The sequence below is a fragment of the Azospirillum brasilense genome (assembly GCF_007827815.1).
GTDB lineage: Bacteria > Pseudomonadota > Alphaproteobacteria > Azospirillales > Azospirillaceae > Azospirillum > Azospirillum brasilense_C.
Genome location: NZ_VITH01000009.1, coordinates 76,865 through 93,796, shown reverse-complemented (window position 1 = coordinate 93,796; position 16,932 = coordinate 76,865). Strand labels below are relative to the sequence as shown.

The window sequence follows — 16,932 nt, the reverse complement described above, 5'->3', positions numbered from 1 at the left end:
GACGCGGAAACACGGTCCCAGGCCTACATCGCCAAACCCGCATCGCTGGATTGAGAACATACCACACAAAAACCCTCATGGGTAGTTGTGCCAGTATATTTTCCATAAGACACCTTATGGAATTTTTGCGACAACTTACACAAACACCCGTCATGCATACACCCAACACCGGATTCGTGCATCGGCTTACCGTGCTCCGGGGTTCGGCCCCCCCTTTCCGCTCGGGAGCGTGTTCTCGCGGCTAGAGTGTCCCGCCGGGCCGGGCAGCGGTGGCTCCGGAGCGGTCGCGGCGCGCCATGGCGTCCACGAAATGGCCCATCGCCAGTTTCATGTCGTTGAAGACCGTGCCCGGCGACACGCCCAGATGGGCGGCGATCTGGGGATAGGACAGGCCCTCGACCCGGTTCAGGAGCCACACCTGACGGGCCCGCGCCGGCAGACGGTCGAGAGCGTCCATGAAGCACGACACCCGCTCGCGGTGCAGCAGGCGCTCCTCCGCCGACGGGGTTTCCGACGCGATGCCCAGCGCCTCGGCGGTGTCCGCCGGGCCGGCTTCGAACCGCTCCTGGGTCCGGCAGCGCCGGAGATGGTCCAGCGCGAGGTTGTGGACCGTCCGGTGAAGAAAAGCCCCGACGTTGTCGATGGGTCCCCTCTCCACCGCCTTGCAGGCGCGCAGGTAGCTTTCCTGCAGCACGTCCTCGGCAATCTGAAAATCGCGAACGATCTTCATCGCGCACCCGAACAACGAGCGGCGGTGATCGAGATAGATCGCAATCAGGCTTGCGGACATGATAGCCCTGTCGGTACGACGGCGGAGGAGACACCACCGCGGTCGGTGCGACATCGGCGGCCTTGCAACGCCGAAATTGATAATGATTCTCAATTTCAGATGTCAAGCCGGTTGGACGGGTGCGGGAGCGATCACCATCGGGGGGCTGCGGTTTGCGGATTGTGGCCCGGCGGGCGATGAAACGTCTCAACCTTACGTGAGTCCGATCACAGGAAGAGTGGAAGGCCAGCGTGGAGCAGGACAAGGCAGGCGGCGGACAGGATGCCGGGGCCTACCGGCATGCGGATCCGATCACGGACGAGGCGCTCACCTGGTTCGTGACGCTTCTCGACGCGCCCGTGGACCCAGACGCCCGCGCCGCCTATCAGGCATGGCGGAACCGCGACCCGCGCCACGCCGCTGCCTTCGATCGCCTGTCGTCGCTCGGAAGCATGCCCGAACTCCAGCAGGCGTCGACGCTCGCCCATTTCCCGCAGGCGACCCCTTCGCCGTCGGCCATCCGGTCCGCGACGCGGCGGAGGTCCGGGCGGTTTGGCGGATGGCGGGCCTCGCTGGCCGCCGCCGCGCTGCTGCTGGCCATCGGCGTCCATCTCCAGCCCACATTGGCGCTCCGCCTGACCGCCGACCACCGCACCGCCGCCGGGGAGCGGCGGGAGGTCGCCCTGCCCGACCGGTCGCGGCTGATCCTCGACACCGACTCCGCGGTCGCGCTCGATTTCGCCGAGGGCCGGCGCCACGTCCGGCTGCTGCGCGGGCAGGCCTACTTCGACGTGGTCAGCGACCCCGCCCACCCCTTCCGCGTCACCGCCGGCTTCAGCGAGGTGGAGGTGACCGGCACCGCCTTCACCGTGCGGGCGGACGGCGGGCAGGACGCCGTCTTCCTGGAGCGCGGGCGGGTGTCGGTCAGCCGGAGGGAAGCGCCGGGGCAAACGGTGTCTCTCGTTCCGGGTGACCGGGTGACGGCCACGGTGGACGGCCTGTCGGCGCCCGCCCGCCCGGACCCGGCGGAAGCGCTGGCCTGGAAGGACGGTCGCTGCGTGTTCCACGACCAGCCCTTCGCCGCGGTCGTCGACACGCTCCGGCGTTACCACGGCGCACCGATCGTCCTGATCGGCGACCGGCTGGCCGGCGCGCGGGTCAGCGGAAACTACCGGCTGGACGATCCCGTGGCGGCAATCCGCTCGCTGGCCGACGTCGTGGGAGCCCGCGTGACCGAGCTTCCTGCCGGACTCATCCTGCTTCGATAGGGTTTGTCGTTCTTTCGGGATTTTTTTGTGAGACGCCACGCCCCCGTGCGTCTGCCGAAAAGAGGGGGCACGGTTCATACGCCGGTCATCACGCCCCCGCCACCAGCGCAGACGGGAGTTGTGAGGAATGGAAGGCCGGACGGTTTCGACAGGCAAGTTCTTGGTATGCGCGCGGGGAACCGCCGCCCGGCATCTGATCCTGGCCCTGATGGCGACCACCGCGCTCGGCGGCGTCCTGGCCCTCCCCTCCCCGTCCCTGGCCCAGCCGGCCGCTCCCGCCCCTGGCGCCGCTCAGACGATGACCTTCGCGCTGCCGCCACAGCCCCTGCCCGCGGCGCTCGACGCCTTTGCGCGCCAGACCGGCTGGCAGATCGGCTATTCCGCCGATCTGGCCGCCGGGCGCAGCTCCCGCCCGGTGTCGGGCAGCATGACGCCCGCCCAGGCGCTCGACACGCTGCTGTCCGCAACGGGCGTCGGCTACCGCATGACCGGCACCGGCACCGCGACGCTGGTTCCGGCCCCGACCGGCGACGCCACAATGCTGGCGCCGGTGTCGGTCACCGCCTCGACCGGCGCCGGCAGCGGAAACGGCACCGTCACCATCACCAGGGAGGATCTGGAGCGCAAGAATCCCAGCGACCTCCGCGACGTCTTCTCCGGCGAGCCGACGATCCGCGTGGGCAGTTCCGTGCCGATGTCGCAGAAGGTCTATGTGAACGGCGTCGAGGAAACCAATCTGGCGGTCACCATCGACGGCAGCCGCCAAAACAACAAGGTCTTCCACCACAACGGCACCACGCTGATCGATCCGGCGCTGCTCAAGGTGGCGCGGGTGGACGCCGGCGTCGCCCCCGCCGACGCCGGGCCGGGCGCGCTCGCCGGCTCCATCGCCTACGAGACCAAGGACGCCAGCGACTTCCTGGCGAGCGACGGCATCGGCGGCTTCGGCAAGACCACCTTCAACAGCAACGGCTCCGGCCTGACCACCAACCTCGCCGGCTTCGGGCGCCACCAGGGGCTGGAGGCGCTGGGCACCGTGACCTACGGCAAGGGCGGCAAATACACCGCGGGCAACGGGCGCAAGGTGGACGGCACCGAGACGGACGTGGTCAGCGGCCTCGGCAAGGCGGCGGTGCAGACGGAGAGCGGCCACCGCTTCCAGGCCAGCTACGAGCGGGTCTACGACGACGCGCCGCGGCCCTTCCGCGCGAACATCGGGTCGCTGGCCGGCCGCCCGGCCTGGGAGCCGCGCGTGCGCGACTACACGCTCGACCGCCAGAACATGGTCTTCACCTACACCGACGCCCTGCCGACGGAGCTGTGGAACCCCAAGCTGGTGCTCGCCTACGGCCGCACCGACGTGGAGACGCCGATCTTCACCCGCCCGGTCGGCAGCAGCACCGTGCCGGGGAGCTATCCGGGCAAGGGGGCGACCAGTTCCTTCAACGGCAAGCTGGAAAACACCTTCGGCTTCCGGATCGGCACCGTCACGGCGGGCACTGACTTCTATGTGGACCGCGCCAACTACCGGGACCGGACGATGACCGCGACCGAGCGGGCGCGCAACAATGGCCTGTACGGTCAGGCCCGGCTGGAACCGATGGAGCGGCTGCGCCTGTCCTTCGGCCTGCGCGGCGACCGCCAGACCTTCGAGGGGACGACCGGACGGGAATGGACCAACCACGGCCTCAGCCACAATCTGTCTGGTGAGTTCGACCTGCTGCCCCGTTTCCTGACCGCCAAGGCCGGTGTGTCCCGCGGTTGGGGCGGCGTCCAGATGGCCGAGAACTACATCATGAACCCGGCCTGGAACTACGGCACCGGCCCGCGCCCGGTGACGGCCTACAACAGCACCGCCGGGCTGGAGGCCCGTTACGAGGGCTTCACCGCGGAAGGCCGGATCTTCCGCACCAAGCTGGACGACGCCCGCGCCGCGCGCTTCGCCGCCACGAGCGCCACCCTCGCCCGCGACGTGCGGTCGGAAGGCTATGAGCTGGGTCTCGGCTACGCCTGGACGAACGGCTTCATCCGCGCCAAATACGCCGACATCGACGTCAAGATCGACGGGCTGCCCGCCGATTCCGACACGGGCACCTACCTCGCCACACCGATCGGGCAGGTCTTCACCGTCGGCGGCGCCCACACCGTGCAGTCCTGGAACCTGACCCTGGGCGCCGACCTGGAGTTCGTTCTCGATTACGACAAGGTGCAGGCCGGGCAGCGGCCGCTGAAGGGCTATCAGACGGCCAACCTGTTCGTGGAGCACCGGCTGCCGGAGCACGCCAACCTGGCGCTGCGCCTCGACGTCCGCAATCTCTTCGACGAGACCTACGCCGACCGCGCCACCTACGGGCAGGAGTTCGGCACCGTCACCCCGCTCTACCAGCCGGGCCGGGCCTTCCTGCTGAGCGCCTCGGCGCAGTTCTGATCCCGCGCCGCGGCGGCTGCGGCAAGGTCATGGCCAACGCGGGCCATGACCGGCCCCCAGTCGCCGGGCGAGTCCTGCCGGTAGAGGCGCATCGTCGGGTACCACGGGCTGTCGTCGCGCCCGCGCAACCAACGCCAGCAGGCATCGGAGCGCGACAGCATCCACACCGGGCGCCCGATGGCGGCGGCGAGGTGGGCGACCGACGTGTCCACGGTAACGACGAGGTCGAGATGCGCCGCGATGGCCGCGGTGTCGGCGAAGTCGCTGACGCCCGTCATGGGGTCGATGAGCAGACCCGCCGCGATGGCCGCCCGCGCCTGTTCCGCCGCGTCCCCGACCTGGAGGCTGACCGCCGCGATCCCCGGCACCGACAGCAGCGGCTCCATCAGCGCGAAAGGCACGCTGCGGCGGCGGTCCATCGCGTGGGAGGTGGGGTCGTGGCGCCGCGGGTTGCCCGACCAGACGAGTCCCACGCGCAACGGGCGCTTCCCGGCGGAGTCTCCGGTCTGGTTCCAGCCGAGCCGCTCCGCCCAGGCCGCCACCAGATCGGGGGGCGGCGTGATGTAGGGGACCCCGGAGGGTATCCCGTCGATGCGCGTGCCGAAGGCGAAGGGCAGGCTCATCAGCGGGCAGCACAGGTCGAAATCCGGCAGCGCCGCTGCGTCGTCGTAGGTGGCCAGACGGTCGATGCCCCGCACCGAGGCCAGCAGGCGGCGCAGCTCCGGCTGGACGATCAGCAGCACCCGCGCGCCGCGGTCGGCCAACAGCGGCGCGTAGCGGACGAATTGCAGCGTGTCACCCAGGCCCTGCTCGTAATAGAGGAGGATGGTTCTGCCGGCGATGTCCTCGCCCCGCCACACCGCCTTGCCGGACACCGCGGCGGTCTGGCCGGTGTAGTCCCAGCGCCGTTCGTAAAGCGCCAGCCCCTCTTCGAAATCGCCGAGCGCCAGCTTCAGCACCGCCAACTCACAGACCGGGTGCGGATGGTCCGGGCGCAGGGCCTTGGCGGTTTCCAGCGCCGCTTCCGCCTCGTCGAACCGGCCCGCGTCGCGCAACGCGATCCCCAGATTCAGGAACGTCTCAAACTGCGCCGGGTCAAGGGCGGCGGCGCGTCCCAGCCAGGGCACGGCCTCGCCGATCCGGCCATCGGCGGCCAAGGCGGAGCCGAGATTGCCCGGGACGCCGCGCGCCGCCGGCTCCAGCGCCAAAGCGCGGGCGAGGTGACGGATGGCCTCGTCGCAGCGACCGGCCGCCTTCAACGCCGCGCCCAGATTCCCAAGGAAGTCGGTGTTCAGCCCGTCCCGCGCCACCGCGGCGCCGATCAGCGCGACGGCTTCGCCATGACGGCCCTGTTGGCCGGCAACGATGCCCAGCAGGTGCGCGGCGTGGGCCTGCTCCGGATCGGCGTCCAGGATGCGCTGGTAGATGATCGCCGCCTCGTCCAGCCGACCGGCCTGATGGTGGTCGATGGCAACCCCATAGGCTTCCTCGATTGTCGCCATGCCGCGAACCTTGCATTGCAATCGCCAAGAGAATTCTCTCCGGAGTAAACCGGAAGCGGCATGGCGCGCAAGTTTTCGCGAGACCAGGAGGGAATATCCACCCGTATCAGGCGCCTTTTTTCACCCGAGTGGCGGAGGGCAGGCGGACGACGAAGCGGGCGCCGCCGGCCTCCTCCGCATCCTCCAGAGCGATGGTGCCGCCGAGCTGGTTGACGGTGTTGTGAACGATGTGCAGGCCGAGCCCGGCGTGGCCGCGGTCGCGGCGCGTCGTGAAGAACGGATCGAAGATCCGCGTCCGCAGCTCCGGCGGGATGCCCCGCCCGTCGTCGGTGACGGCCAGTTCCACGACCCCCGCCGCGGCCTTGCCGGCGCAAACCGTTACGGTGCCCCGCTGCCGGACCTCTCCCTGCCCGGCGTCCCCCTGCCCGGCGTCCCCCGCGCCGTCCGCGAAGGCGTGGTTGACCGCGTTCAACAGCAGGTGGGAGACGATCTGCGCGATGGCCTGCGGGTAGCCGTCCATCATCAATCCCGGCGGGCAATCCACGACAACCCGATGCTCCCCGGGTTCCCAGAAAGGCCCCAACGCTTCGACGGCCTGCATCAGGCAGAGGCGGAGGTCGAATCGGCGGCGCGTTTCGCCCGCCGGGTCCACCGCCAGCTCCTTGAAGCGCTGGACCAGTTCCGCCGCGCGGACGGTGTTGTTGACCAGCAGTTCGGACACATCGCCCATGTCGGTCAGGAAGCGTTCCAGCTCGCGGCGGCGGAGGTGCCCGGATTCGAGAAGATGCTTCATCTTCGGCACCTTCTCGCTGATCAGGGTCGAAGTGGTGAGTGTGATGCCAAGCGGCGTGTTGATCTCGTGCGCTACGCCGGCCACCACCTGCCCCAGCGCGGCCAGCTTCTCCGCCTGGACCAGATGGGCCTGGGTCCGCCGCAGTTCCGCCAGGGTCGAATCCGCCTGCTCCTTGGCGCGGCGCAACTCGTCCTCGCGGCGGGTGATCTCGGCGGCGAAATGATGGACGGCGCGGGCCATGTCGCCCAGCTCGTCCCGCCGCTCCAGGTCGGTCACCAACCCGTCGCGCGGGTCGCGGGCCAGCCGCCGCGTCGCGTTCTGCAGCCGGCGCAGGGGCCGCGTGATCCCGCCGGCCACCAGCAGCGCCGCGCTTGCGGCGAACAGCAGGCCGACGGTCGCCCCGATGAGCAGGGTCGAGCGCAGAAGGTCGGCGCTGCCCACCGCGCTGTCCTGGAACAGGTCGTTCAGGCGGCGGGCGGTGCTCATCACCGCCGCGGCGTCCATGTCCATGGCGGCGATGGCGCCGTTCTGCCGGGCCAGCCCATCGGTGGTGCGCTCCAGCCCGTCGCGCCACGCCGTGATGGCGGCCAGCATCCCGTCCTGGATCAGCGGGGAGATGGGAAGCCCCGACACCCGGTCGCGCAGCCGACCGCTGTCGGTGACGACGTCGCGCAGACTGCGGGAATCGCGCCGCTCCAACGCCCTCAGCGTCCGCCCGCTGAGCGTCAGGGCGGTCATGGCGAGCGTCTGGGTCTCCTGCTCCATGGCGTGGGCCGACATGGTGCGGCGCAGAAGCTCCGCCACCTCGTCCTGGACGGCGCCGTAGCCGGCGTCGGCGGCTTTCAGCAGCCGCCCGGCGAATGCGTCGTAGCGCGGCGCCAGCTCCGGAAGCGTGGTCCGGTCCAGCCGCTCGGCCCGCAACCGGGTCAGCTCGTCCAGCGCCGCCCCATGGGCGGTGTCGGCGGCGAGCGACGCGGCGAGACCGTCGGCGGTCCGCTCCACCCGGTCCAGCCAGAGGGCCAAGCCGCCGGAGCGCGGCGGTGATCCCGGCGGGGAAGCGGGAGGTTCGGCGATGGCCGCCCCATCCATGGCGGCCAGCCGGGCGTTCAACAGCGCCTCCCGCAGCGCGTGCAGGCCGTCGACCAGGTCGCGACCGGCATGCATCCGCCGGTCGGACTCGGCCAGGGAGGCGACGAGCGCCGCGTTGACGGCGTGCTGCCGCTGGCGCGCCTGTTCGGCCAGGGCGAGCAGGCGCGCCTCCTGCTCCGCCATGCCGCGGGCACGGGCGTCGCTGACGGTGATCGCCTCGACCAGCTCCTCCAGCCGGGCGGCGTGACGGTCGGACGCGCGGCGCGCGGTCTCCACGGCGTCGGCCTGGATGCCCTGGTCCGCCAGCCCGCCGAGCGCGTCCAGCGCCGCCCGCGCGCCGTGGGTGGCGCGGCGGAAGGTGACCTCATGGGGAAGCCGGCTTTCCGGAGCGGAATGGATGAAGTCGTTGCGGGCCGCGGTGGCGGCGATCATCTCGCGGTAGACGGTGCCGGCCAGGACCGCGGCCTCGCGCGAGCGGCCGGCACGCTCCAGCAGGATCCAGGCCGACACCGCGATCAGCGCCGCGATGACCACCGGGATTCCACCCACCGTCGCTATGCGATACGAGATCCTCATCACGCTCCGCCGGCTGCCGTTCCTCCAGGGGACTGCGGAACAGACCGGCGGCGGAACAACGCAAAGCTAGCGATAGCACTCTGGAGTTGTCGAGTTCTTTCAATTTTGGCGAAAATTAAAACTAATTTGTGGTAAGGCCGGCAATCAGCGGCTGTGACGGTCCTGCCCTCTCAGCGCCCGGCCCCACTGGGCGCGGGGCTGGTCGGGGTCGGCGCGGCGGTGCCGAGCGTCGGCGCCGCGGTCGGGTCCGCCTCGACGCGGCGCTTCAGGATCATCAGGCCGAGCGTCGTGACGATGGTCCCGGCGACGATGGCCAGGACATAGGGGCCGAGCGGCGCCACCGCGTTGGGGATCGCCAGCACGAAGACGCCGCCGTGCGGCGCCCGCAACCCGCAGCCGAACCACATCGACAGGGCGCCGGCCACCGCCGACCCGGCCATGGCCGCGGGGATGACGCGCAACGGGTCCTTGGCGGCGAAGGGAATCGCCCCTTCCGTGATGAAGGCGAGGCCGAGCACGCCGGCGGCCTTGCCCGCCTCGCGCTCCTGCATCGTGAAGCGGCTGGGCACGACCATGGTGGCGAGCGCCAGCCCGAGCGGCGGCGTCATGCCCGCCGCCATCACCGCGGCCATCGGCGTGTAGGTGTTGGAGGCGAGAAGCCCGACCGCAAAAGTGTAGGCCGCCTTGTTGACCGGCCCGCCCATGTCCAGCGCCATCATGGCGCCGAGCAGCGCGCCCAGCGCCACCGCGTTGGCCCCGGTCATGCTCTGCAGGAAGGCCGTCAGCCCGTTCATGATCGCGGCGACCGGCGTCCCGATGACGTAGACCATCAGCAGACCGACCGCCAGCGTGCCCAGGAGCGGGATGATCAGCACCGGCTTCAGCCCCTCCAGAGTCTGCGGCAGCCGGATGGTGTCGCGCAGCCAGCGGGCGATGTAGCCGGCCAGGAATCCCGCCACGATGCCGCCCAGGAAGCCGGCGCCGATCTTGGCCGCCAGCATCCCGCCGATGAACCCGGGGGCGAGGCCGGGCCGGTCGGCGATGGAATAGGCGATGTAGCCCGCCAGCACCGGCACCATCAGCCCGAAGGCCGCCTCCCCGCCGATCTGCATCAGCGCCGCCGGCAGGGTGCCCGGCTCCTTGAAGGCCTCAATGCCGAAGACGAAGGACAGGGCGATGAGCAGACCGCCGGCCACCACGAAGGGCAGCATGAAGGACACGCCGGTCAGCAGATGCTTGTAGGGGCCGGACTGCGCCTCCTTCTGCCGCGCCTTGGCGCCCGACACCGCGTCGGCATAGGCCGGCGCGGCGCCGCCCCCCGTCGCGGCCGGGGCCGGCAGGGCGAGCGCCTCGTCGATCACGCGGGCGGGCTGTTTCAGCGCCTCCCCCACCGAGGTCTTGAGCAGGCGCTTGCCGGCGAAGCGGTCGGTGGCGACGTGGGTGTCGGCGCCGATGATGACGGCCTCGGCCTCGGCGATCTCCTCCTCGGTCAGCGCGTTCTTGGCACCGACCGAGCCCTGGGTCTCGACCTTGATGCGGTAGCCCTTGGCCTGGGCGGCCTGTTTCAGCGCCTCCGCCGCCATGAAGGTGTGGGCGATGCCGGTCGGGCAGGCGGTGATGGCGACCAGCAGGCCGGGACTGCGCACCGCCGTTGGGGTCGGCTTCGGAGCGGGGTGCGAAGCGGCGGTTTTGGGTTGCGCACCGGGGGCATGGCCCAGGGCGTTGCCGATCACCGATTTGGTGTCGCGAATGGCGGCGGCGGTGGAGGTGCGCAGGATCGGTTTGCCGGCGAAGCGGGAATCGTCCACGGCGATGTCGGTGGCCAGGATCACCGCGTCGGCCGCCGCGATGTCGGCGGCGGAAAGCGGCGTCTGCACACCGTTCGACCCCTGGGTCTCCACCGCGATGGCGTGGCCCATCAGCGCGGCGGTGCGGCGCAGCGCCTCGGCCGCCATGACGGTGTGGGCGATCCCCGTCGGGCAGGCGGTCACAGCCACGAGCTTTGCCATCGCGATCCCTCCGGCGCTGAAAGCGCCTTACAGTTCTTCCACCCGCGCGTCTTCCACCCGAACGGCCCGCATCAGTTCAGCGAGCCGCTCCGGCGGCGGCAGTTCGGGGCCGAGGCGGGACAGCGTGCCGGCGGCGAAGGCGGTGCCGCGCCGCGCGCACTCCTCCAGCCCACCGCCCTCCAGACGGGCGGCCACGACCCCGGCGACCATCGCGTCCCCGGCGCCGACCGTGCTGGCGACCTCGACGGGCGGCGGCACGGCCAGCAGGGCGCGGCCACCTTCCACGAAGACCGCCCCTTCGGCCCCCAACGACACGACGACCAGCGCGATGCCGGACTCCGACAGCTCACGGGCGGCGCGCATCACCTCGGCCCGATCCTTCAGCGGGCGGCCCAGCAGTTCGGCCAGCTCCGCCGCGTTGGGCTTCACCATGTCCGGGCGGGCGGCCACGGCGTGGCGCAGCGGCGGGCCGCTGGCGTCCACCACCACGAAGGCGCCGCGCCGGTGCAGGGCGGTGACCATCTCGGCATAGGCGGTGTCCGGCACGCCCGCCGGAACGCTGCCCGACAGGACGAAGGTCCGGTTGGTGACGGCGAGGTCGTCCACCACGGTCAGCAGCCCGCGCCAGCTTTCCGCCGGAACATGCAGGCCCGGCAGGTTGATGTCGGTGACGGAGCGCCCTTCCCGGTCCACCAGCTTGATGTTCACCCGGCTGCGGCCGGCCAAGCGCAGGCAGCGGTCGCGGATGCCGCGGCGGCGGAACAGCGTGTCGAAGACGGCGCTGTTCTCCTCGCCGAGGAAGCCGGTGGCGGTGACGGGGATGGCGGCGCCGGCCAGGAAGGCGGCGACGTTGATGCCCTTGCCACCCGCCGTCCGCGTCTCGGCGACCGCCCGGTTGACCGCTCCCGCGGCGAAACCCGGCACGTCGAGCGTCTGGTCGATGGCGGCGTTCAGCGTCACGGTGACGACGCCGGGGTGTGGGGTGGACAGTGCGCTCATGACACGCCTCCGGCGTCGGCGAAACGGTGACGGACCAGTGCCCGAACCTCCGCCGCGTCGGCGCAGTCCAGCGCCTCCCGGGCGGTGCGCTCGGCGTCGGCCATGGCGATGGCGCGCAGCCGCGCCTTGACCGAGGGGACGGCGGGAATGGCGACGCTCAGCTCGGCGACGCCCAGCCCGGACAGCAGCACCGCCCCGGCCGGGTCGCCGGCCACCCCGCCGCAGGCGCCGACCCAGATTCCGGCACGGCGGGCGGCGTCCACCGTGCGCTCCACCATGCGCAGGACGGCGGGGTGCAGCCCGTCGGCCTGCGGGGCCAGCACCGGGTGCAGCCGGTCCATCGCCAGCACATACTGAGTCAGGTCGTTGGTGCCGATGGAGAAGAAGGACACCTCCCGCGCCAGCCGGTCGGCCATCATCACGGCGGACGGCACCTCGATCATGATGCCGAGTTCGACCGGCGGCACGTCCAGTTCCCGCCGCACCGCCTCGGTGATCGCCTTGGCGCGCTCCAGCTCCGCCGGAGCGGCGATCATCGGGTACATGATGCGCACCGGCCCCTCCGCCGAGGCCCGCAGCATGGCGCGGAGCTGGGTGCGGAACAGGTCCTCCCGCTCGAAGCACAGGCGGATGCCGCGCACGCCCAGGAAGGGGTTGCCCTCCGCCGGCATGCGAAGATAGGGGACGTTCTTGTCGCCGCCGATGTCCAGCGTGCGCAGGATGATCGGCAGCCCGTTCATCGCCCGCACCATGGTCCGGTAGGCGACGAACTGCTCCTCCTCGTCCGGCGGCAGGTCGCGCTGGAGGAACAGGAACTCGGTGCGCATCAGTCCGACGCCCTCGCCGCCCGCCTCCACGGCCTGCACCGCCTCCGCCGGATCGGAAATGTTGGCGGCGACCTCGACGCGCCGTCCGTCCGTGGTGATGGCCGGCTTGTAGCGGTCGAGCCGCTCGGCCTCGCGCCGCTCGCCCACCTTGATCCGGGCCTCGGCGGCGCGTCCGCGGTCGCGCTCGCTGGGGTCGGCGACCAGCACGCCGCCGTCGCCGTCGAGGATCGCCGTGCGCCCGTTCTCCAGGTCGAGCACCGACGGCCCGGCGGCGACCACCGCGGGGATGTCCAGCGAGCGCGCGATGATCGCCGTGTGGGAGGTGGCGCCGCCGCCCGCCGTGCACAGCCCCAGCACCTTGGCCGGGTCGAGTTTCGCCGTGTCGGACGGTTCCAGATCCTCGGCCAGCAGGATGACGGGGTGGTCCGGCAGCGCCGCCACTCTCTCCGTCACCACGGCGAGCAGCCGCAGCACGCGGCGTCCGACGTCGCTGAGGTCGGCGGCCCGCCCGGCCAGCAGCGGGTCGGCGAGCTGGGCCAGCGTGCCGGCGCGCTCCTCGTAGACCGCGCGCCACGCCCAGCCGGCGCTCTTGCCCTGGCCGATCAGGGCATGCGCCTCAGCGACCATCTCGGGATCGTCAAGAAGCTCCTGATGCGCCTTGAAAATGGCCGCCTTGGCGGCGCCGGCCTTCTTCCAGAACTCCTCATACAGGTTGCGCAGGTCGGCGGCGGCGGCGGCGAGCGCCTGATCGAGCCGGCGGTGCTGCGCCTCGGGATCGGGGGCGGTCTCGGCGACCGTCAGCTCCTCCCGCTGGAACTTCCAGACCGGGCCGGTGGAGACGCCGGGGGAGGCGGAGATGCCGGCGATCACGCGCCCATCGTAATCGAGATCGGCCGGGACGGTCCGTGGCGCCGCCTCCTCCGCGGGCGCCGCCGCGGTGACCGGCTCGTCCAGCCCCTCCTCGAAGGCGGCACGGATGGCCTGGAGCGCCGCCGCCGCGTCCTCGCCCGACGCGGTGACGGTCAGCGGCTGGCCGCCCGACGCGCCAAGCCGCAGCAGGGAAATCAGGCTCTTGGCGTTGGCCGTGGCGCCGCCATGCCGGACGGCGACCTCCGCGCGGAAGCGCTTGGCGACCTCGACCAGCGCCGTCGCCGGGCGGGCGTGCAGGCCGTGGGGCGAGGGAGCGGTGACGTCTATGGAGTCCCCATCGATGGGAGCCGCGACCGACTCGTTCGCGGGCACGGCGGGCGCCTCGCCGTTCAGCACGGCCATGATGGCGCACGGGTCGCCCGTGCTGCCCAGCCGTGCGGCCTCCGCCGGGTCGCCAAGCACGCCGGTCAGCCGTTGCAGCACGGCGATGTGCTCGTCCGACTTGGCGGCGATGCCGACGACCAGCCGCGCCGGCTCCCCGCCGCCCCAATCCACGCCCTGCGGGAACTGGACGACGACCACGCCGGTCCGCCGCACCAGATCACGCGCCTCGGGAAGCCCGTGGGGGATGGCGATGCCGCTGCCGAGATAGGTGCCGGACACCGCCTCGCGGCCCAGCATGCTGTCGATGTAGCCTGGCTCGATCAGGCCACTGTCGACCATCGCCCGCCCGGCGATGCGGATGGCCTCCGTCTTGTCCGGCGCCGAAAGCCCAAGGCGCACCTGCGATTCGGAGACCTGAAGCATCGCCCGTCCTCCCCCCGCGCGGAGTCCATGCGCGGGGCCGGACTCGTCCTTAGAGGAGGATAACGCATCAGTCGCAGTGGCGTTCCGGGACAGATTCGCGCAGGGTGCCAGCACCTCCCGCACCGCCGCCACCGCGCATGTTGGCCAGCATGCCGGTGACGCGGGCGACCAGCGCCGTCGTCTCGAAGGGCTTCTGCAGCACCTCGCAGCCGGGCTCCAGGATGCCGGTGCCGAGCGTGGCGTCGTAGGCATAGCCGGTCATGAACAGCACGCCCAGCTCCGGCCGCCGCTCCCGCACCGCCTCGGCGAGCTGCCGGCCGTTCATGCCGGGAAGCCCGACGTCGGTCACCACCAGATCGGCGCGCAGGCCGCCATCCAGCAGTTCCAGCGCCTCGGTCCCGTCCGACGCCTCGACAACGTCCAGACCGGCGTCCTCCAGCGCCTGAACCGCGACCATGCGGACCAGCGCCTCGTCCTCGACCAGCAGAACGGTTCCGGCGGTGTTGTCCGCCACACCATCCATCGCGCCGTCAGCGACCGGCGCCGCAGCGCCCCCCTGCGGGAGTCCAACGCCCTCCTCTCCGTCGCAGCGCGGCAGGTAGAGGCGCACGGCGGTGCCCCGCCCGGCTTCGCTGTCGATGCGCACCAGCCCGTGCGACTGGCTGACGAAGCCGTAGACCTGCGACAGGCCCAGCCCGGTCCCCTGCCCGATCGGCTTGGTGGTGAAGAACGGGTCGAAGGCGCGCTTGATGATGTCGGGCGGCATGCCCATGCCGGTGTCGGCGACGGTCAGGACCACATAGTCGCCGGGTGCCGCCCCGGAGGCGTCGCCCGCCACGTCGGCCGCCGTCAGACGGGCGTTGGCGGCGGTGATGGTGATGCGCCCGCCGTCCGGCATGGCGTCGCGGGCGTTGACCACCAGATTCAGGAGAGCGATCTCCAGCTGGTTGGAATCGCACCACGCCGCCCAGACGTCGGGCGGGCAGTCGGTCGCGATGGACACCTGCTCGCCCACCGTGCGGCGCAGCAGGTCCTCCATCCCCTCGACCAGAACGCAGGGCTCCGTCGCGTCGGGGCGCAGCGGCTGCCGCCGGGCGAAGGCGAGCAGGCGCTGCGTCAGCCCGGCGGCGCGGGTCGCCCCGACCTTGGCGTGGCTGGCGTAGTCGCGCAGATCGCCCCGTTCCGCCGTGTCCAGACGGGACAGCAGCAGGTCCAGGTTGCCGGAGATCGCCGTCAGCAGATTGTTGAAATCGTGGGCGATGCCGCCGGTGAGCTGGCCCAGCGCGTCCATCTTCTGGGAATGGCGCAGCGCCTCCTCGGCCCGCTCGCGCTCCGCCTCGGCGCGCAGCCGGGCGGAAACGTCGACCACGGCGGCCATGGTGCGCAGGAAACCGCCCCACCCGTCCCGCTCGATCCGCGCGGACACCAGGACGTCGGCGACCTCCCCTGACCGCTTGACCAAGCGGTAGGGCATGTCCTGGAAGGCGCCGAGCCGCAGCAGCTCCGGCCAGCGGTGCTCCCGGTGCTCCCGCGCGACGTCCGGCGGCATGAACTCCGTGATGTTGCGGCCGAGCACCTGGCCCCGGCTCTCGTAACCCATGAACTCCAGCCAGCGGTCGCTGACGCTCAGCAGCCGGCCCTCGGCGTCCAGGGAGTGCAGCGGCACCGGCGTCTTGGTGTAGAGCGCGCTGAGGTCGGCCTGGGCGCGCTGGCGCTCCGCCACCTCGCCCAGCAGCCGGCGGTTGGCGGCCACCAGCTCCGCCGTGCGCTCGGCCACCTGCCGCTCCAGATCCTCGCGGGCGTCGGCCTGGGCCGCGCGGGCCTTCACCGCGTCGTCGATGTCGGTGCAGGTGCCGAACCAGCGGGTGATCCGCCCGTCGCCGTCGCGCAGCGGCACCGCCCGCCCAAGGAACCAGCGGTAGCGGTCCTCGGCGCCGCGCAGCCGGTACTCGACCTCGTAGGAGCCGCCGGACCGCACCGCGCTGGTCCACAGGGCGGCGGTCCGCGCCCGGTCGTCCGGATGGACCACCTCCATCCAGGCGGTGCCGGTCATCGCTTCCGGCCGGGTGCCGGTGTAGGCGAACCAATGCAGGTTGTAGTAGTCGGGAAGCCCGTCGGGCGGGGCCGACCAGACGAGCTGCGGCATGCTTTCCGCAATGGCGCGGAACTTGGCCTCGCTGTCGCGCAGCGCGATTTCCGAGGCGCGACGGTCGGTGATGTCGCGCACCACCACCGAATAAGCGGCCAGCGCGCCCGTGGCGTCGCGCGCCACGGTCAGCACGGTGGAGCCGAAGAAGCGCCGCCCGTCGCGCGCCGCGTGGATCCATTCGACCTCGCAACGCTCCTTCTCCGCCACACTGGCCAGAAGGCCGCGGATGTTCTCCGCGCAGCGTTCCTCCGGCGCGAAGAGCAGGGACAGCGGATGCCCCAGCGCCTCTTCCTCGGTATGGCCGAACAGGCGGCGGCTGCCCTCGTTCCACGAGGTGATGCGGCCCTCCGGATCCAGCGTGACGATGGCGTAGTCGCGGATGTCGTCGATGGCCTGCCGCAGCCGGCGCAGATTCTCCTCGGCCAGCCGCCGCTCGGCCAGGGTGCGCGCCTCGACGATCGCCCGCTCCACCGCGGCGGGCAGGTGGGCCAGCCGCTGCTTCAGCACATAGTCGCGCGCGCCCAACTTCAGCGCCGACACCGCCGTCTCCTCCCCCATGCGGCCCGAGAGGAACAGGAAGGGGGTTTCCGGAGCGCGGGCCTTGGCGATGCCCAGCGCCTCCAGCCCGTCGAAGTCGGGCAGCGAGAAGTCGGCCAGGATCAGGTCGAAGCGCCGCCCGTCCGCCGCCGCCTTGACCAGCGCCGCCTCGAAGGCCGCGCGGGTGTCCACGCGGGTCACGTCGCAGGAGATTCCCGCCTTGCGCAGGCGTGCGCAGGCCAGCTCGCAGTCCAGCGGGCTGTCTTCCAGATGCAGGATGGTCACCGCCGAGGGCATTGCGGAGGGCAT

The 16,932-nt window shown here is 71.5% G+C and carries 9 protein-coding genes; 2 read left to right on the top strand and 7 right to left on the bottom strand.

Annotated elements, in window-relative coordinates:
- Positions 1-241 precede the first annotated feature (241 nt).
- Positions 242-790, bottom strand: a complete 549-nt coding sequence (locus FBZ83_RS19500; RefSeq protein ID WP_145687157.1) for an RNA polymerase sigma factor — start codon at positions 788-790, stop codon at positions 242-244.
- Positions 791-1,020: 230 nt separating this feature from the next.
- On the opposite strand from FBZ83_RS19500, the gene FBZ83_RS19495 reads away from it, so the two are divergent.
- A complete protein-coding gene (locus FBZ83_RS19495; protein ID WP_145687155.1) occupies positions 1,021-2,037 on the top strand; it encodes a FecR family protein in 1,017 nt (338 codons plus the stop codon).
- Between the two features lie 127 nt (positions 2,038-2,164).
- Positions 2,165-4,465, top strand: a complete 2,301-nt coding sequence (locus FBZ83_RS19490; protein WP_145687153.1) for a TonB-dependent receptor — start codon at positions 2,165-2,167, stop codon at positions 4,463-4,465.
- Here the strand turns inward: FBZ83_RS19490 and FBZ83_RS19485 are convergent.
- The 6 genes from FBZ83_RS19485 to FBZ83_RS19460 all read right to left on the bottom strand — a co-directional run bounded on the left by FBZ83_RS19485 (position 4,417) and on the right by FBZ83_RS19460 (position 16,932).
- On the bottom strand, positions 4,417-5,967 hold the full coding sequence (locus FBZ83_RS19485) for a tetratricopeptide repeat protein (protein ID WP_145687151.1): 1,551 nt from the start codon (positions 5,965-5,967) through the stop codon (positions 4,417-4,419). The genes FBZ83_RS19490 and FBZ83_RS19485 overlap by 49 nt on opposite strands.
- 106 nt (positions 5,968-6,073) lie before the next feature.
- Positions 6,074-8,425: an ATP-binding protein gene (locus FBZ83_RS19480; protein WP_247888378.1), complete on the bottom strand. Its 2,352-nt coding sequence runs from the start codon at positions 8,423-8,425 to the stop codon at positions 6,074-6,076.
- 170 nt (positions 8,426-8,595) lie between these two features.
- Entirely contained in the window at positions 8,596-10,434 is a 1,839-nt protein-coding gene (locus FBZ83_RS19475; protein ID WP_145687149.1) for a PTS fructose-like transporter subunit IIB, read from the bottom strand.
- Positions 10,435-10,461: 27 nt separating this feature from the next.
- The gene (gene pfkB, locus FBZ83_RS19470; protein ID WP_145687147.1) at positions 10,462-11,433 is read right to left on the bottom strand and encodes a 1-phosphofructokinase; all 972 of its coding nucleotides are present in this window, start codon (positions 11,431-11,433) and stop codon (positions 10,462-10,464) included.
- A complete protein-coding gene (gene ptsP / locus FBZ83_RS19465; protein WP_145687145.1) occupies positions 11,430-13,937 on the bottom strand; it encodes a phosphoenolpyruvate--protein phosphotransferase in 2,508 nt (835 codons plus the stop codon). The genes pfkB and ptsP overlap by 4 nt, the downstream gene beginning before the upstream one ends.
- A 67-nt stretch (positions 13,938-14,004) precedes the next feature.
- Positions 14,005-16,932, bottom strand: coding sequence for a PAS domain S-box protein (locus tag FBZ83_RS19460; protein WP_145687143.1), 2,928 nt, complete (start codon positions 16,930-16,932; stop codon positions 14,005-14,007).